Here is an 18,686-nt window from a genome sequence, read left to right as displayed (position 1 = left end):
TCCTTACCCTATTTTCTTCTATTCTTCGTTTTTACTTTACTTTCACATATTTTCTTTGTTTCTAATTTACTTTCATGTTTTCTATTTGTTTTTAATTTACTCTTATGTCTTCTATTTGTCTTTAATTTACTCTTATGTCTTCTATTTGTCTTTAATTTACTCTCATGTCTTCTATTTGTTTCGAATTTACTTCCATGTATTTTTCCTTTCTTTTTACTTATTATAACTGCCTCAGGCGCTCTATAAGCCCAAGTCCTTTTTCAATTAGCCCTAAATCCTCGGCAATACTGCGCGGATCGGTTTCATCCTGGAGGGAATCTGCAATATTGATCATCTTTTTAAAGAGAAGGTCTTCCAGTATTTTCCGGTCTCCGTGAGTTACGGATACTTTCGATGAGGCAGCCAGTTTTTCCACTCTTCCTGTGGGTACTGCCTGGGCTGCAGGTGTTACAGAAGCCACAGGAGTTACAGGAATTGTATTTTCTGTTTCTTCTTTTTCTTGAGGTGCCCTGGAAATCTCCTCTTCTGGTGACTCGATAGCTTTTTCCTCTTCTACAGCAGCTTCCGAGGTTCTCAGCCCAAAACGAGGTTTTTGCCTGTGAGCCTGGATTCTTTTCTTGGTCTCAAAAGAAGATCTGTCTTTTTCTGTGTACGATCTGGACTCAGGAGCCTGGGCATCTAAGGCTGGTTCTTGAGCTTCTTCCTCTTCCGGGACATCACATATAGGGCAAATTACTTTACCTTGATAACGGAATTTTGGGGCTCCACAAACTTTACAATGCTCAGCAAGCATTGTTCCTCCGATTTCGAGGAAACGTGCTATTCGCTTTACTTTTTTATCTTTTTCAGAATCCATATACTTGACCTTCTTTATTCACAGCTTCTAATTCATTTGCTTCTCATTTATTTAATAAAATTTTTCCTGTAACTAGCTAAGTATGAAGTTAATATCACCTTACGCAACCTGAAAAAGGCAACAAACTCAGAACCACAAAGGGCAGACCCTAAAGCAGATAACCTTGAAAATCACCGATAATATTTTATATACCAAGCCTGTCTTAGACTAATCTATTAGCTCTAATTTTTACAATAATAATTGACTGCGAAGGTGATTCGAGTGTCATCAAATGATTCAGCAGAAGTTATCAAACAATGTCTTCAGGTCCTGGAAAGTATAAACAGCGACTCTTCAGTTCCAAGAAATATCAGACGTTCCGTGAATGAAATTATGGACATACTGAACAACGAGTCTGAACCTCTCTTTCTTAGAGCTGCATCAAGCATCTCCATTCTTGAAGATATAAGCAATGATCCTAACCTTCCCCTGCACACAAGAACTTTGATATGGAATCTTTCAAGTCAGCTTGAGACCATTCCTGTAGATGAATAACCTCTAATGAATAATCTGTAAAGATCCTTGAAAAAATAAAAGCGGAATTCACTCGGGGCGCGCGATCTGAGAACAGATGAGCTCCAGAAAAGCAAGCTCAGTTGCGTTTCTTGAGATGATCCTGTTAAAAAATCCTAAACTCTAGCTAATTCTAAAAAAAGAGCCGAAAGGAAAAAAAACCTTACTGTTATACTGGCTATTTCGAGCTGATTCTGGAAATATTCCAGAGGGTTAGAGGATATCGGCAAGGAAAAATTTTTCCTTCTTTTTTTTAAATCTTTTTAAATATTTTTTAAAGTATTTTTATTTTTAGATTGAGTTTAATATTCGGAAGAGAATAGACAAATTCTAATTCGGCTAGCACAATGAGATAATCTACCGTTGGTACATTATCATAAACATGATACAGTTGAATAAATTTTCTTAGGAGTATTTCTGGAATCTCAAAAAAGAGATTAAAATATATAAAATATATTAAAATATATGAGTTATACAAAATAAATGAAAAACAAAACAGATAGAATGTAAGAGCACTCATTTTTAGTAGAGAAGATAACTATAAAGAGGCTGAGAAGCATTAAAGGGGGTATAAAATTATGTTTGAAGAGATTTCTGCCCGAATAAGGGAAAATTTTGAGGTTAAAGATAGTATAAGGGAAGAAGGATTGAAGATCTCCCGCGAAGTTGTCAGGGAATGCAGGACAGCCTCATTTGCCCTTCATAATCAGGACTTCGAGAAGGCGGACAAAAGTATTAAAGCTGCTGGAGAAGCGCTTGAGAAACTTAAGGTTCTTTTCAAGGGGCATGCCGACATTTATCATGCAGGCTTTGTAGAGCATGCCCAGCAGGAATATGCGGAAGTCTCAGTCCTCAGCAGCCTGTTTAAGGAAGACAAAAATATTCCCTCTCCTGATGACTTAAGAGTTGAATACGCAGCCTATCTTAACGGTCTTGGGGACGTTGTAGGTGAACTCAGGAGACATGTCCTTGATCTTATAAGGGATGAATCTTTTGAAAAAGCCGAAACGTTTTTAGGCATCATGGAAAACATTCATGCAATGCTTATGGACTTTGACTATCCAGATGCCATAACCAGGGGACTGAGAAGAAAAACCGATGTGTCCCGCTCCCTTTTAGAAAAGACACGCGGCGATGTTGTCAATGCAATTGGTCAGAAAAAGCTTGAAACCGCGATGCATAATCTAGAATCCAGACTTTAGACAAATTTACAGATTTTAGACAAATTTACAGATTTTAGACAAATTTACAGATTTTAGACAAATTTACAGATTTTAGACAAATTTACAGATCTTAGAAAATTTTAGAGATTTTAGAGAAATTTACAGGCTTTAGATAAGTTTAGATAGAAGGAATGTAAAACATTGAATAGTCTAGCATTTTTTGAACTTTGAGAGTTAGAATAGAAGATTAAATTGCAACCCGTTAATGTAAAACTTACCCGATAACTATTAAACCGTTTATTGTTTTAACAATTACTCAGCTGTTTAGCAGTTTAACTGTTTAACTATTTAAGTTTTATGAATGAGATTTTCTCCAAATTGACTAATTTAGAATTTCTCTGAACCTATTTAGAATTCCAGTTTCACAGAAAGTTTCAGCAGATCTGTTTAAACTTCCAGTATATCGATTTAGAATTCCAGTTAAGACATAAATTTCATTAGTCTGTTATAAGACATAAATTTCAATAATCTGTTATAAGAGGATATACATGAAATTTGATCCGGAAAAAATTAAAAAGGATGCAAGAGAGAACTTCGACCTTACCTGGAACGAAGGTAAAAAACTGGTCAGGATACCTACTCTCAACGAACGTTACCCCAGAATCACTCTGAGATATGGAAAAGCACATCCGGTTTACGATACAATCCAGAAACTCAGAGAAGCCTATCTGAGAATGGGTTTTGAAGAGATGATGAATCCTCTGATTGTAGATGATAAAGAGGTACACAAACAGTTCGGAAGCGAGGCTCTTGCAGTTCTGGATCGCTGTTTCTATCTTGCAGGTTTGCCAAGGCCTAATGTTGGAATTTCCGATGAGCGCATCGCGCAGATAAAAGAAATTCTCGGAGATATAGGCGATGAAGGGATAAATAAGATCAGGCAGGTTCTCCATTCATATAAAAAAGGAAAGATTGATGGAGACGATCTTGTACCTGAGATATCAGCGATGCTTGGAGTATCCGATGCCCTTGTTGCCGATATGATTGACAGGGTTTTTCCTGAGTTTAAAGAGCTTGTGCCGCAAGCAAGCAGAAAGACACTCCGCAGCCACATGACTAGCGGCTGGTTCATTTCCCTTGGTGCCCTCCTTGAGAGGCAGGAGCCTCCTTTCCATTTTTTCTCCATAGATCGCTGTTTCAGGCGAGAACAGCAGGAGGATGCCTCAAGGCTCATGACCTACTATTCGGCTTCCTGCGTAATAATGGATGAGGATGTTACTGTTGATCACGGAAAAGCTGTTGCAGAAGGACTGCTTTCCCAGTTTGGATTTGAAAAATTCATTTTCAGACCCGATGAAAAACGTAGTAAGTACTATGTTCCTGACACTCAAACCGAGGTATTTGCCTTCCATCCGAAACTTGTAGGCTCTAATTCAAAATACTCGGACGGCTGGATTGAGATTGCAACTTTCGGAATATATTCCCCAACAGCTCTTGCAGAATATGATATCCCATATCCTGTCATGAACCTCGGGCTTGGAGTGGAAAGGCTGGCAATGATTCTGCATGATGCCCCTGATGTACGTTCCCTTTCTTATCCTCAGATTCCGCAGTATACAGAATGGGAAATGTCAGATGGTGAACTTGCAAAACAGGTTTTCGTAGATAAAATGCCTGAAACTCAAGAAGGTATTGCAATTGCAGCTGCAATTGTTTCCCAGTGCGAACTTCATGGAGATGAACCCAGTCCCTGTGAATTCCCTGCCTGGGAGGGAGAAGTCTGCGGCAGAAAAGTAAAAGTTTCCGTGATCGAGCCTGAAGAAAATACAAAGCTTTGCGGACCTGCGGCTTTCAATGAGGTTGTAGCCTATCAGGGAGACCTCCTGGGAATTCCAAACACTAAAAAGTGGCAAAAAGCCTTTGAAAACCACTCTGCAAGAGCAGGAATCCGTTTCATAGAAGCATTTGCAGCCCAGGCTGCCAGGGAGATTGAAGAAGCTGCAATGTCGGGAGCGACCGAGCACATTGTCAGGGTAAGAGTCGTCAAAGTTCCTTCAGAAATCAATCTGAAAATAGGTTCTGTTGCTCAGCGTTATATCACGGGCAAAAAGAAAAAAATAGATATGAGAGGCCCGGTTTTCACATCTGTAAAAGCGGAATTCTTCTGAATGCCAGAAAAAAGGAGCAAGCGCATGCAAACCCGAAAAAGCCCCTTCTCGAGATATCCTGAGCTCAGCCGGTTGATGGAAACCGGCGAACCTGTGTGTGTAACTTTTGAAACAGGAGGAGATGAAAATTCTCCTGAAAAATCCCGCTTTCTTTTTTGCGAACTTGTGCAGAAAGCCCGTATGGGAGAAGAGTTCCTTATCTCTGGGCAGGGATGCCCCCCAGGAGATTATGTACTGGGTTTCTCAGAGAAGAGTCCTGCTGCTTACTATCTGAACTCCGGAAGATATAAGGACTGGAAGGCTGCGGAAAATGCAGCTTTATCACTTCCGAGATTGGAAAAAAAGTTTTGCTTTATAAAAATAGAGCCCCTGTCCCTGAATAAAGGTAATTTTGATGTGATGATTCTTTTTCTTAAGCCTGAAAAAGCTATGCGCATTGTTCAGGCGAGTGCCTATTCGGAAGGAAAGAGAACCGTATTGGATACTATAGGTGCAGCCTCTATTTGCGGGGACTGTACCGTACTTGCCTACAGGCAGGGCATAGGCTTATCATTCGGGTGCAAGGGCTCAAGAAAGCATAGTGGATATGAAGACTTTGAAGTTCCACTTGGGCTTTCTTTTAAGAAAACGATCGAAATAGAAGATGTTCTTTCTAAACTTCCCGAAACAAGAAAGTAGGGAGCGATGGAACCATTCTACTGCCCTTAAAACCAAGATTTTGTGATGATATTGTTTTCCCGTAAAAACCCGAATATGGGACTGTTTTATCCTGACATTTGTTTGAAAGAAGCTGTAAATAAAATCCATATTATTCAGAGCCTTCAGTGGGATGAGTTTATATAGAAGTACAAACATGTAAAATGCGATTTTAATCAGAGCTATTCCAAACTCACACTAATGGAGGATTAAATCATGGCAGGTCAGCCAATATTCATTTTAAAAGAAGGAAGTAAGCGAACCAGAGGCAGGGATGCCCAGAGTAACAATATTATGGCTGCAAAGGCAGTAGCCGAAGCCGTTAGAACAACCCTTGGACCAAAAGGCATGGATAAGATGCTCGTGGACTCCATGGGTGATGTGATTATTACAAACGATGGGGCATCCATTCTCAAAGAGATGGACATTGAACACCCTGCAGCAAAGATGGTAGTTGAAGTAGCAAAGACCCAGGATGAAGAAGTCGGAGACGGCACTACCAGTGCAGCTGTGGTCGCAGGCCAGCTCTTAACCAAAGCTGAAGATTTAATCGAGCAGGAAATTCACCCAACAATCATCGCCTCAGGGTACAGGCTTGCAGCAGATAAAGCCGTAGAAGTCCTGAACTCCCTGGCAATGACAGTAGAGATGTCTAACCGGGACCTTTTAATCAGCATCGCTGAAACCGCAATGACTGGAAAGGGTGCAGAATCCTCCAAGAGACTCCTCTCCGAGATTGCCGTAGATGCCGTTACAAGCGTTGTGGACACAAACGGAAAAGTAACCGTTGACAAGGAAAACATCAATGTTGTGAAGAAGGTCGGCGGCAGGGTAGAGGATTCCGAGCTTATCCGGGGAATGATTATTGATAAGGAGAGAATTCACCCCAACATGCCTGAAAAAGTCAAGGACGCAAAAATCCTTCTTCTCAATACCGCAATCGAAATCAAGGACACCGAAGTCGATGCAGAAATCTCCATAACCTCTCCTGACCAGCTCCAGTCTTTCCTTGATCAGGAAGAGCAGATGCTCAAGAAGCTCGTCCAGAAGGTTATCGACAGCGGAGCAAATGTTGTCTTCTGCCAGAAAGGAATTGAAGAGCTTGCCCAGCACTACCTTGCAAAAGCAGGTATCTTTGCTGTACGCAGAATTAAGAAGAGCGACATGGAAAAGCTTGCCAGAGCAACAGGCGGCAAACTGATTACCAACTTGGACGAGATCACTCCCGAAGACCTCGGATATGCAGAACTCGTGGAAGAGAGGAAGATTGGCGGCGACAGTATGACCTTTGTCACAGGTTGTGACAACCCGAAAGCTGTAACCATCCTGCTGCGTGGCGGCACAGAGCATGTAGTTGACAGTATTGACAGCGCTCTTGAGGATGCCCTGCGTGTTGTCGGCGTTGCAATCGAGGACGAAAAGCTCGTTGCAGGCGGCGGTTCTCCAGAAGTTGAGGTTGCACTCAGGCTCCAGGAATATGCAGCTACCCTCGAAGGTAGAGAGCAGCTTGCAGTCAAAGCCTATGCCGAAGCTCTCGAAATCATTCCAAGAACCCTTGCAGAGAATGCAGGACTTGACCCCATTGACATGCTTATGGAGCTTCGCTCCCAGCACGAGAAAGGCTTAAAAACCGCAGGACTCAACGTTTTTGAAGGAAAAGTCGTTGACATGTGGAAAGACTTCGTAGTTGAACCTCTCAGAGTCAAGACCCAGGTTATCAATGCAGCTACCGAGTCTGCTGTTATGATCCTCAGGATCGATGATGTCATAGCTTCCACCCGTACAACCCCAGGCCCAGAAGAAGGTGGAATGCCAGGCGGGCAAGGTGGAATGCCAGGCGGGCAAGGTGGAATGGGCGGAATGCCTCCAATGATGTAATCCTGAAAAATAAATCATAAAACAATTAGGGATAAACAGGAAAAAGGCACGGTTTTCATGCCGTGTCCTCCTTTTAACCCTCAGAAATTAAAGTCTGAAAAACTCTTTTCTGGCTTCTCATCAAAGCCCATGTGAATCTCCCCTCTTTTCAGGCATTTTAATTTCTGAGATCCAGAGGTTTTTATTCAAATTCCGCTCTCACTTTTTTTCAAGGCAATTAAGAACATCCTCAGTTTCGAATTTTGTTTTTATAATTCTTGTCCTGCCTCTCTGTCCCTTGCCTGTAAAATCCGCATCTATGTAATTAAGCGCCTGAAGTTTGTTGACAATTCCATAAAAACGTGTGTATCCTAGCTGCGTTAATTCACGGAAAGCTTTGTAAAGCTCACCTGCCTGGATTTCTCCTTTTCTTGCTACTAATTCGAGCAGACGCTTTTCGGGATCAGACAAGAGGCTTATACCCCTGCAGAGATGGAGCAGCTTGGATGCTTCGTAAGCTTTTTCCACATCTTCAGAAGAGATTGTGCGACTTCCTCTGCGCTCAGCATTAAAACCAGAACGTTTGAGAAGGTCGATTCCAACCCTGAGGTCTCCAGTCCTTTCTACATACGAGACAATAAGTTCCAGCAGCTCGTCAGAAATTACCCTGGGATAAAAGCCGTACTTTACGCGATCTTTTAGAATATCAAGAATCTCACCACTTCCATATCTCGGAAAAGGAATATCTTCAGGCAGGAAAACCGAATTAACCCTGGAATCCAGGCAGTAAAGATCCGAGGCGTCATTTACAATCCCGATTACTCCTATCTTCGCTCCAGGGTACTGTTCATGTGCCCTTAAAAGCGAGTACATCACTTCATTGGCATGCCCTTCATAGCAGAGATAGTTGAGGTCGTCCAGAGCAACAAGCAGAACTTTTTCTGAAGAAACAAGGAAATTAACAACGGTTTCAAAGATCTTCCTGAATGCAACCCCCGAGTTGGGAGGAGAAATCCCAAAAAGCTTCCTGTAAATTCTGGATATTACTGCAAAACGCGTGGAATCAATCTGACAGTTGACTTTAACGGTAACGACACCAGGTGCATGGGCTTCAACTTCCCTGAATATCTTCATAACCGCACTGGTTTTTCCTGTTCCGGGAGGACCTACAAGCAAACAATTCAAAGGTCGCATACCGCGCAGGGCTGGCTTGAGCGCGAATTTGAGCGCATTCAACTGGGATTCCCTATGAGGAAAATAATCAGGAAGATAATCAGGCTCAAGCACAGAGGGGTCTTTAAATAGGGTTTCATCCCAGAGTAGTATATCATTACCTGTCAAGGGAAGTTACTCCATAGTTTAGTTAATCTGTTATCTAATAGTTGAAAAGCTTAGTGATATTGAAAGTTTGGTAATAAAGTTAAGAATGTTAAATGCGCAGGGCTATGAAAGCGTTTTTAGCTGGAACAAAGCTTAATGAATCAAAGGGACAGGAAATAAAAACTTATGGATCACTTAAACATTTGATACGACTGTTTACTGGTCTGCACAGGCTGTTTAAGAAGGGAATGTACCTTCTCCATTCTTCCGTCGTAAAAACTCAATCACTTTAGACGAAACAAACTGGGGTATACTCAACAAGTTTTTCTCCAGCATATAGTTGATATTTCTTTGAGAAGTCATCAGAACTCCACGTTTTCAAACGCGAAAAATATTCTAAATACCTATCTGAGTAATCCAACCCTGGCGCCCTTACATGATACTCTTCATATGGATTTGGCTCTGGATATTCAATTGTTCTTTGTACTGTTACTGGGACAGGGAGAATAGCAAAACCACCAGGCTTCAACACCCTCCTTATCTCAGAAATGGCTTTTCTATCTTCTTTTATATGTTCAAGTACATGAGAGGCAAAAACACAGTCATAAGAACTATCTTTAAATGGAAGGTCGCAAAGATCTGCTTGATAATCTATATTTTTCTTTCTATATCAATTGTTGTATATTTTGCAAATAGTTTTTTGAACAATTTATAGAAACATTCTTCAGGAGCCACATGCAGCATAGCCATCTTTGAAAAATCATATTTTTTCTGCAATTTTTGAATCACAAGAAATTGAAGGCGATGTCTTTCAGCAGAACCACATTGTGGGCAGGATGCGTTTTTCCTTCGGATATTTAAAAAGGGACCGCTGTACCCACACACAGGGCAATCAAATCCGTGATTTGAGATCCCTAGTTTTGTACTCGCAACCACTATAGGTCCAAGGGTTTTTAATTTTACATAGATGTATGCGCTGTATACATTTGCATATATTTTTGCGCACTCCTTACTTATCATATTATCTGCCTCACTTCGCTATCATACCAGATACCGTGTGGATTTAGTTCAGCTTTTATCAACCCACCTATTTTTATCGACCTCCAGTCTGGGAACGTACGATTTTTGAACATTCATTTTCATCTAGATCCACTATTTTTAAATCCAGTTTATCATCACTTACGCCAGCATACAAATCTAAAAATTCTTTTTTTCAGTAACGATTATCTCTCAACAATTTCCACTGGCTGCGCTTCACATGGATATTTTATAGATTTTAATAAGATAATTCTCAATTATGGACTGCTGAATCCCTACTAATTTTAAACGCAATAATTCTAGTAAGGACTTTAAATGTTCTAATTTGATTTGATATATTTTGACTTTATTATATTTTGGCTTTATTTAATCAAGATAATGAAGTTAATTACGAGCTAATTTACTCTTTAGAAGCTTAAGCGTTGATAAATATATAGCCATTTTTAAATTTTTAATAAATATGCTTTACTACGTTTAGCTTTTTTGAATTTTCATTCATTACAGCCACTGAACCGCAGAATCAACTAGAGGTTATCAACAGAAAATACCGTGAATTAATTACTTCCAGCAGATAAAAGGAATAACACTAGATTTGTTTACGAGGATTTTGAGCAGTTATTACAGGAAATAAACGAAAAAATAATTCAAAAAAATCAAAAAATAATCCAAGAAAATCAAAAAATAACCTAAAAAAATCAAAAAATAACTTAAAAATAAAATCAGAAAAATAGCTTAAAAATAACTATATAGAAGCTGAGATATATAATATCTTAACCAAAATATCGCAGTTTTTAAACATATGTCTATATATCAATTTAATCTTAACTCTATAGATAAAGAAAAATACCAGCGGTTGAAGAGATTAAGTTAATTCCTCACAAAAGGGTTTCGTCCTCCCTGAACGGAATTCGAGGTATAAACAGTTTTAGAAATTAACTCAATATTTCATAAAAAAATAACCATTCCCTTGGATCAGGACTCGGGCGGCATCTCGGGGGGAAGAGAATAAGTATGGAGATAGAGTCGAAGTTTCTGGTAACTGAAGAAGCGGATTTTCAGGCTCTAGAAAGCCTCTCTGAGCTTGCTTCATACACCCTCTCTGAGCCAAAAATCCAGTTAAACGAGGACATTTTTTTTGATACTGAAAATCGGGCTATTATGGCTTCAGGTTATTATCTGCGGGTCAGAAAAACATTTGGAGAAGATGGAAGCTGGGTAACTATTAAAAGTCTGGGAGGTTTTGAAAGTGGGACTCACAGGCGAGAGGAGTATGTAAGTTTCCTACCTGAGGGGAAATCCGTGATCGAATGTCCTGATTTCCGTATCAGAAATATGGTTCTGGAGCTTACAGCCGGACTTGAGCTTTTTCCACTTCTGTCCCTCAAACAGAAAAGGATTACACGCCAGATAAAAATAAGGAATAGGTTTGTAGCAGAAGCTTACCTGGATAGGGTAAACCTGAGAAGTGGAGGCAGAGAAAAATATTATAATGAATTTGAAGTCGAACTTAAAAGCGAAGGAAACTCTGAGGATCTTGAGAATATACGGAATTTCCTGCTCAAGCACTATAACCTGACAGAAAGCCCTTTTTCCAAGTTCGAGAGAGCCTTTCTTTTCATGGAAAAACTTCCTGAGAAAACCTTGCTTAGTTTGAGAGAAAGGGCTTTTTGCTCACAGCTTGCAGATCAGAAAAATGTATATGGAAAACAGGCTCAAATTTTAGCAGGACTCGACCGGGGGCAGACCTGCGAGGAGCTCAGCAGGCTTCTAAATGTCTCTAAAGGTGAAATCAAAGCCTTGCACTCAGAATTTAAAGAAAAAAGGCTTTCTATTTTTCCTTTTGCCACATATAAAGAAAAAGACCGTGAGTTCCATCTCCAATCCGGGAAAAACTTTGTTTTGAGAAATGAAAAGGAAGCAATAGAATTTAAGCAATGGGACACTGAAAGCCTGCTTGAGTATTATGGGATAAATAAAATCAGGGCAGAAAAAACCAGGGAATACGCTCTTACACTTTTTGATGAACTGCTTTTATGCCACGGACTTGGACAGGAGGAGAGAAAGCTCCTCGGGATTGCAGCTCTCCTGAAGGATGCGGGTAACTCAATCTTCCCTGAAGAGAGCGCCCGTATAAATAGAGAAATCTTCATGACTCACTCCATAAAGGGACTCAGGCTCCACGAGAATTTGATGCTCGCCCTGATCGCTGAAATTCAGGATTCGTGTTTAAACGAAAAAGATCTAAGCTCAGTCTTTAAAAGTTTCCATACGAAGCTGCCCCCCGATTTCCAAAGTAAAGCCCTGGTGCTTGCAGCCATTATGTCAATTGCAGCCCTTCTCGAAGCTTCCGATGCCCGACCTATAAAGACAAGGCAGCTTAAAGACGCTCTTGAAATAGAAATAACAGGAACTATAACTGAAAAAGCTGCAAAAAAGTTTGAGGCGAGAAGTAAGCTCTGGAAATTTCTCTACGGAAGCAAAATTATATTTTCTCAGGTTACTGAGGAAGAAGAACCCCTGGACGAAAACAAATCCGAAGCAAAGGAAATAGGAACAAAGAAACCGGCTGGAAAGGAGAAAAAAACAGAGAAAAATCAATCCAGAGAAAAGAAAAAGACAGAAAAGGAGCAGCCCAGAGAAGAGAAAGAGCTAGAAGAGAGAAAAACAGAAGGAAGAAAAGCTGAAAAAGAAAAGAAACAAGAAAAGAGAAAGTGCAGAGCACTTGCAGAGATAACTGTCAAACCTGCTGACTCTATGGCAGGGCTTGCCTGCAGGATACTTTATAATCAATTTTCCAGCATGCTATCCTATGAGAGAGGAACTATAAAAGGAAAAGACATTGAAGAACTACACAACATGAGGGTCGCAGTCCGCAGAATGAGAGCGGCAGCAAAGGTTTTTGAGACTTATCTTGATTCCAGACAGTTTGAACCTCACCTCAAAGGACTCAGAAGAACCCTTAGTTCACTTGGAAAGGTCAGGGATCTCGACGTTTTCCGCGAAAAAACCGAAGAATACCTGAAAACCCTTCCTCCTGGACATGAGCATGATCTGGACCCGCTTTTTGCAGTGCTTGCCGACGAGCGAGAAAAAGCCAGGAAAAATATGCTTGATTATCTTGAAAGAGAAAAATACCGGACTTTCAAGAAGGAGTTTTCGGATGCACTTGCCTCCCCAGAGAGCTTGATCCGTCCTGCAACTAACGAAAAACATGACGCTTTGCCACACAGGGTAAAAGATGTTCTTCCGTCTATCCTTTATGCACGTTTAGCAGATATCAATGCTTACTCCGAATGGGTAGAGGGACCTTATCTTCCTGTTGAACGCCTGCACAGGCTCAGGATTGCAGCCAAGGAAATGCGTTATACTCTCGAATTTTTTGAGAGCGTACTTGGGGAAGATATAAAAGACCTGATTAAGGAGCTTAAAGCTTTTCAGGATCACCTTGGAAATCTGCACGATGCGGTGATTGCAGTTGATCTGCTGAGCTCTTACCTGAGAACCGGGGAATGGGGCCCTGTCGAGAATGAAAAAAATTCAGGAAAAAAAAAGTTTCTTGCAGGGGCAGAAGGAATAGAAGCCTATCTAGCGTACAGGGAGGAAGAACTCCAAACATTACTTAACACCTTTCCCGAAGCCTGGAAAAGGATAAGAAATGGAAACTTCAGGGAACGGATTGAAAGTGCAATAAAAAATCTCTATTAACGCGATAGATGTATAAATTAATTCGATAACTCATTTATTTTAGTTAAAAACTACTTTAGCTAAAAACTTGTTGATTAGCTTTTTGAAGATACCTCAACTCCTGAGATTTTCTCAAGTTCAGCACTGCCTTCAAGGGCTAAGGGAACGCCTTCATCACGTTTTATAATAACTTTAGGTTGAAGATCATACCCGAACATTTTTTTGAAGTACTTTTTCTGTTTCTCTACCTCCCAGATCTCTAACTGACACTCCCTTTGAGCGTGCATCTCAAGCACCAGGCTGTCGGTAGAGGCAATATAAAACCGAACGTGGGAAATAATTCCATTATGGGAGCGATCCAGACCCTCGGCAATGCGGAGCAGGGCACTCAGAACCCTGATGCTTTTTATTACTTCTTTGTTAAGCCCAACGAGATTGGGGTGTTTCTTCTTAGGGGTGTTTTTCCTGTGGAAATAGGCAAGGTTCGCTATTATTTCGATTTCTTCAGGCTGGAAACCCGGAAGATTGCTCTCCCGTATGAGGTGATAAGCATGTACCTGATGGGTATCATATGATAGGAAAGTCCCTATGTCATGCAGGGTTGAACCATATTCAAGAAGTTCCCTTTCCCCTGCCTTGAACTCGTAAATCCCAAGCGCTTGAATACTGTCAAAAAGCTCAAGGGCAAGCCTGGTGACTGTATGGGCATGTTCCTCATCGAAGTTGCAGATAAGTCCAAGCTGCATGATGCTGCGTTTTCTTACCGACATCTGCGTAATCATGTAGGAGAATTCGCTCTTTGATATATAATCTACAAGCAGCCCTTCTCGAAGCCCGCGTTTGCTAACTCTGATTTCTGAAAGCCCAAACTCTTCCATGAAAGTTTCAATAATTGCAGCCCCCGCAATTATAATATCAGCCCTTTGTGCATTAATTCCCGGGAATTTGCGCCGCTCTTCAAGAGGTATAGCACACATTGCCCTGACTATTTTCCTGAGGTCTTCATATTCGAGTTTCTCAAAGTTTTCATGGGATGTTTTGTGCAAGTAGACAAAAGCGATCCTAGCAAGGTTTTCAATTGTCCCCGAGCTTCCAATCGAACAGTTTATTCTGTGCTTGGAAAGATCTTTTGTTACATCTGCAAGCTTATGACGGATGTATTGTTTAATCCGCTCATATTGTTCCTCAGAAACAGGCCCTGTTTCATCCGGTAAAAACATATTTGTCAGCCTGATGGACCCAAGGTTAAGGGAGTAAAGAAAATAATATCGGGTCTGATCCCCTATTGATAATTCAGTGCTCCCACCCCCGATATCTATGAACAGAGCTTTTGAGTTCCCAAGTCTGAGCCCGCTTGATACCCCGAGGTAAATTAGGCGAGCTTCTTCTGTTCCGGAAATTGGGCAGACTTCTAGGTTTGCCTCCCTTTTCAGCATTTCGAGAAACTGAACTTTATTGCTTGCATCCCGCGTTGCTGAAGTTGCCACAGCTATAATCTCCTCTGCCCTGTAAGCCCTGGCAAGCTCCACAAACTTTTTGCAGACAATAACTGCGCGTTCTATCGCTTTAGGCTGCAGAATCCGATCTATGAATCCCTGATCCCCAAGCCTGACTGTTTCCTTCTGCTTGGTTAGGGGAAGGTAAGACCCATTGGGATTGATACGTACCAGAAGAAGCCGGATCGAATTAGTGCCTATATCAATAAATGCAACAACTCTGCCTTCGGAAATTTTCTCGGGTTTCATTATTACCACCTGAAAGCCCTGCCTCTCGTTTTTCTCGAAGGAGTCGAGAAACTCAAAATAAGCTTCACATTACTAGTTCATATTTTTATTCTATTTTAGGTTATTTGGTAGTGTATTGGAAGTTTGTAGCTGTTGTTATTTCTGCACAAATAATTCTATGTATTGGATAGGTTGCTTATTTATACACTTAATAAAAAAAGGGCTTTAAGAAGGAAAGCTAATCTTCAGACTTTTTCTGTAGTTCTTTATAAAGAAACTAAGTCCCTTGTAATGGAAAATATAGACTCATTGTTTTAATCATGGAAGCTCTGCTGAGATTACTTTTTGGAATGTTTTCCAGAGAAAGCCAGATGTGTGGGCGTTAAGACTGGAATTAAGATCTGAAATGGAATCAAATATTTAAGAGAATCTGAATTAAGTTAATATTTAAAATATTGCTTGATGAGATAACATTTTAAATCTGAATATTATTTGCTCACAGCCAATTTTTCATATAATTTATTTTAAATAAGTTTAGAGATAATTATAGATTGCAACCCCACGAAAATAAGAGAGGAGACCTAAACGAGCGAATCAAAGCGGATGCACAGACCGCTAAGGAAAAGGATGGATCAACACCAATAGGAAAGTGACCGGTAGGGTATGTGAATAAAGAGTTGCCTGGAAGATGTTCTAATCTAAAAAATATAACAGTAAATCTTCCAGGCTTTCTCGAATCTTTTGATAGTTATGTATTTCAAATTTATTTCAGTTGATTTCTTATTAGTAAATGGAGGGATGAAAAAAACTATCGATGTATCTAAGAATAGAATCTTTGGATTTAAAGATTTATTATTGCAAAAAGAAAGAAACCAGGCAGAACACTATTTGCTGACTGGTAAGGACATAAATCTTTCATTAGTTCCAGTAAAAAAGACGTTGGCAGAAGTAATCTGGATATGACGTAAAAATTAGAAATCCTTTAAATGTTAAAGGATTTTTGAACAAAAAAGAAAATCCAGGAAAACTGTTTAAAAATACAATTGATTTAGAAGTTGAAATTGATTTAGGAGTTGAATCTATGACCCATCATAATGAAGAAAAGAAGGCAGAACCGAAGGAAGAAGAAGCTAAAGTTGAACCAATACACCCCTCTGAAAGCAGGGGAGGTAAAAAGAGAGGTCTTCTTGATACCTGCAAGTAAATAAGCTCTTATCTGCGATTGGGGTGAGTCTTTAATATAAGAAAACAAGCACATTCAATGTCTAAGAAAAATAAAAAGACATTATGCTTAGTTTTTTGACAACTTTTCTACAACAAATATATTTTAAAGCCTCATCCCATAGCAAAATAATCTTTTTTCACTAAAAATTTTTAAAAAAAAAGAAATAGGGATCTCCCTCTTCACTCTTTCCTAGAACTTAAATCCCAGCTTCTGCTGTTCTCAAGCATCCACAACTGAGAATCCAGTTCTTCTTCGTCGGGCTGCGGATAAATCCTTTCAGTCCTGCCGTCCGGAAGCAGAAGGCGGGCTTTTACATTGTCTTTGAGGTGGGTGCCAAGAATCACATCTCTCAGGATGGGGATGTATTCTGGAGATGCCGGGAAGAGCACTTCTACCCTGTTGTCCAGGTTGCGCGGCATAAGGTCGGCGCTTCCAATAAAGACTTCTTCTTTTCCGCCATTTCTGAAATAGTAAATCCTGGAGTGTTCAAGGAAGCGCCCAACTATCGAAGTAACCCTGATATTTTCACTGAGCCCGTAGATACCTGGTTTGAGGCAGCAGATTCCCCTGACAATAAGGTCTACCTTTACTCCGGCTCTGGAAGCCCTGTAGAGTTCCCGGATACACTGGTAGTCCACAAGGGAATTCATTTTGAAGATAAGGTGTCCGTTTCCATATTTCTCATGCAGGTCAATTTCACGCCTGATACGCTCCAGGATCTGATGCCTGAGAGTCTGGGGGGCTACAAGGAGTTTGATATAATGGTCTTTTCTCGAATATCCAGTAAGGGCATTGAAAAGGTCAGATATATCCTTGCCTATGAGTGAATCGCTTGTCAGGTAACCAATATCGGTATAGAGCTTTCCTGTGACAGCGTTATAGTTTCCTGTGCTCATATGCACGTAATATCTGATGCCTTCCTCTTCGGCTCTCACCACAAGGCACATCTTGGCATGAGTCTTGCGCCCCGGAAAACCGTAAACTACATGAACCCCTTTGCGTTCGAGTTCTTTTGCCCAGCCTATATTGTTTTCCTCATCAAAGCGGGCTTTAAGCTCAACCAGAGCCGCTACCTGCTTCCTCCGGTCAGCTGCTCTCATAAGAGCCTGGACAATTCTGGAATTGTCATCCACCCTGTAAAGGGTCATTTTGATCGCCAGAACATCAGGATCGTCGGCAGCCTCCTCCACAAAGTCAATTACCGATTCGAAGCTATCATAGGGATGGTAAAGCAGAATGTCTCGCTTTTTGAGAACTGAAAAAATTTCCTCTCTTTTCGCCAGTTGAGAGTGTTTTTTCGGCTCGAAGGGCTCATATTTAAGCTCAGGGCGGTTAATCTGTGCAAGTTTAATGAGACTTGAAAGCCCCAGAGGAGCTGCAGACCTGAACATAAGGGAAGCAGTAAGGTTCAGGTTTTTAAGAAGAATATCCGAAACTTTCGGAGGCATCGTATAATCGGTCTCAAGTCTGACAGCCGATCCAAAGTAGTTCCTGCCGACTCTTTGTTTTACAGCTGTCATAAGATCTTTGTCCCCATCTTCATCAAAACCGAGATCTGCATCGCGTGTGATCCTGAATGGGTAGGCTCCGAGAATATGCTGTCCGGGAAACAGGAGGTCAAGATTTGCAGCTATAAGCTGTTCGAGCCAGACAAAACGTCCTGTTTTCAGTTCCTCCAGATTGGAGGTTATTCTCTCCTGGTCATCCTCAGGAACGACTACAAGTCTCGTGAACATTGGAGGGATCTTGACCCTTGCAAAGCGTTCCCCATAATCAGGGTCATCAATCAGTACTGCAAGGTTAAGGCTGAGGTTGGAAATATGAGGGAAAGGACGTCCTGAATCAAAGCCTAGAGGAGTGAGTAGAGGGAAAATATTTCTCTCGAAATGGTCTCTAAGCTTTTCTCTTTCCTTCCCTGAAAGCTCAAAGTAATTAAGAACTTTAATTCCTTTTTCCCTGAGAGCAGGTTCAAGGATCTCATTCCAGCATTTATCAACGAGAGGAAGCTGCCTGAGAAGCTCTTGCCTGATAATACGAAGCTGTTCCTGTGCCTGCTCGTCTGTCCTGTCATCTTTTAGAGCTTCAGCTATTCTTTTCAGGACGCCTGGAACCCTGACCATGAAAAACTCATCAAGATTACTTCCAAAAATCGAAAGAAACTTGACTCTTTCAAGTAGGGGATTGCGCTCGTCAAAAGCTTCTTCAAGTACCCTGTTATTGAATTGGAGCCAGCTGTATTCCCGGTCCGTATATAAGCACGGGTCACTGAGGTCAGGCATGCGAGAAACTTCTGCCCGAGCTCCTTCAACGTTATCCATAACCAGCCTATCAGAATCTGCACACTGAATGGGGAAGTTCCGCTCCATTACTATCACGCGTGGCCTGGGTTCTGCACTTCTTTAG

General features: G+C 40.9%; 14 protein-coding genes. 8 read left to right on the top strand and 6 right to left on the bottom strand.

Going from position 1 to position 18,686, the window contains the following annotated elements; genetic code table 11:
• Positions 1-220: 220 nt before the first annotated feature.
• Positions 221-856 carry an Sjogren's syndrome/scleroderma autoantigen 1 family protein gene (locus MSTHT_RS09970; RefSeq protein WP_048167645.1) on the bottom strand — a complete coding sequence of 212 codons (636 nt, stop codon included), beginning with the start codon at positions 854-856 and terminating at the stop codon, positions 221-223.
• A 252-nt stretch (positions 857-1,108) separates the two neighbouring features.
• Between MSTHT_RS09970 and MSTHT_RS09965 the strand changes: the two genes are divergently transcribed.
• The 5 genes from MSTHT_RS09965 (at position 1,109) to thsB (ending at position 7,313) form a co-directional block, all read left to right on the top strand.
• Positions 1,109-1,390, top strand: a complete 282-nt coding sequence (locus MSTHT_RS09965) for a UPF0147 family protein (RefSeq protein ID WP_231588065.1) — start codon at positions 1,109-1,111, stop codon at positions 1,388-1,390.
• A gap of 596 nt (positions 1,391-1,986) precedes the next feature.
• The gene (locus tag MSTHT_RS09960; RefSeq protein ID WP_048167643.1) at positions 1,987-2,610 is read left to right on the top strand and encodes a translin family protein; all 624 of its coding nucleotides are present in this window, start codon (positions 1,987-1,989) and stop codon (positions 2,608-2,610) included.
• Positions 2,611-3,119: 509 nt separating this feature from the next.
• Positions 3,120-4,739 (top strand): O-phosphoserine--tRNA ligase, encoded by a 1,620-nt coding sequence (sepS, locus tag MSTHT_RS09955; protein ID WP_048167642.1) that lies wholly within the window; start codon positions 3,120-3,122, stop codon positions 4,737-4,739.
• Positions 4,740-4,763: 24 nt separating this feature from the next.
• Positions 4,764-5,417: a DUF169 domain-containing protein gene (locus MSTHT_RS09950; RefSeq protein ID WP_048168526.1), complete on the top strand. Its 654-nt coding sequence runs from the start codon at positions 4,764-4,766 to the stop codon at positions 5,415-5,417.
• 234 nt (positions 5,418-5,651) lie between these two features.
• On the top strand, positions 5,652-7,313 hold the full coding sequence (thsB, locus tag MSTHT_RS09945; RefSeq protein WP_048167641.1) for a thermosome subunit beta: 1,662 nt from the start codon (positions 5,652-5,654) through the stop codon (positions 7,311-7,313).
• Positions 7,314-7,511: 198 nt separating this feature from the next.
• On the opposite strand, the gene MSTHT_RS09940 is transcribed toward thsB, so the two are convergent.
• From MSTHT_RS09940 to MSTHT_RS13800, 3 genes are all read right to left on the bottom strand, one after another.
• Positions 7,512-8,633, bottom strand: a complete 1,122-nt coding sequence (locus MSTHT_RS09940; protein ID WP_048167640.1) for an ORC1-type DNA replication protein — start codon at positions 8,631-8,633, stop codon at positions 7,512-7,514.
• Positions 8,634-8,901: 268 nt separating this feature from the next.
• Positions 8,902-9,267, bottom strand: a complete 366-nt coding sequence (locus MSTHT_RS13805) for a class I SAM-dependent methyltransferase (protein ID WP_082086825.1) — start codon at positions 9,265-9,267, stop codon at positions 8,902-8,904.
• On the bottom strand, positions 9,264-9,632 hold the full coding sequence (locus MSTHT_RS13800; RefSeq protein ID WP_052721874.1) for a hypothetical protein: 369 nt from the start codon (positions 9,630-9,632) through the stop codon (positions 9,264-9,266). Before MSTHT_RS13800 ends, MSTHT_RS13805 begins: the two co-directional genes overlap by 4 nt.
• Positions 9,633-10,661: 1,029 nt before the next feature.
• Here MSTHT_RS13800 and MSTHT_RS09925 point away from each other — a divergent pair.
• Complete coding sequence (locus MSTHT_RS09925; protein WP_048167638.1) at positions 10,662-13,355, top strand: CYTH and CHAD domain-containing protein; 2,694 nt, start codon at positions 10,662-10,664, stop codon at positions 13,353-13,355.
• A gap of 74 nt (positions 13,356-13,429) precedes the next feature.
• Here the strand turns inward: MSTHT_RS09925 and MSTHT_RS09920 are convergent, their stop codons facing one another.
• Positions 13,430-15,079: a Ppx/GppA phosphatase family protein gene (locus tag MSTHT_RS09920; RefSeq protein ID WP_048167637.1), complete on the bottom strand. Its 1,650-nt coding sequence runs from the start codon at positions 15,077-15,079 to the stop codon at positions 13,430-13,432.
• Between the two features lie 777 nt (positions 15,080-15,856).
• Between MSTHT_RS09920 and MSTHT_RS14550 the strand changes: the two genes are divergently transcribed.
• Both MSTHT_RS14550 and MSTHT_RS09915 read left to right on the top strand, forming a co-directional pair.
• A complete protein-coding gene (locus tag MSTHT_RS14550) occupies positions 15,857-16,021 on the top strand; it encodes a hypothetical protein (protein ID WP_156149743.1) in 165 nt (54 codons plus the stop codon).
• A 37-nt stretch (positions 16,022-16,058) separates the two neighbouring features.
• Complete coding sequence (locus tag MSTHT_RS09915; RefSeq protein ID WP_048167636.1) at positions 16,059-16,262, top strand: hypothetical protein; 204 nt, start codon at positions 16,059-16,061, stop codon at positions 16,260-16,262.
• 200 nt (positions 16,263-16,462) lie between these two features.
• On the opposite strand, the gene ppk1 is transcribed toward MSTHT_RS09915, so the two are convergent.
• A complete protein-coding gene (gene ppk1, locus MSTHT_RS09910) occupies positions 16,463-18,649 on the bottom strand; it encodes a polyphosphate kinase 1 (RefSeq protein ID WP_082086824.1) in 2,187 nt (728 codons plus the stop codon).
• Positions 18,650-18,686: the final 37 nt, after the last annotated feature.

Source organism: Methanosarcina thermophila TM-1 (assembly GCF_000969885.1).
GTDB classification, from domain to species: Archaea; Halobacteriota; Methanosarcinia; order Methanosarcinales; family Methanosarcinaceae; genus Methanosarcina; species Methanosarcina thermophila.
Note: the sequence above shows the minus strand (reverse complement) of the source record. Positions and strands in the feature narration are given on the sequence as shown.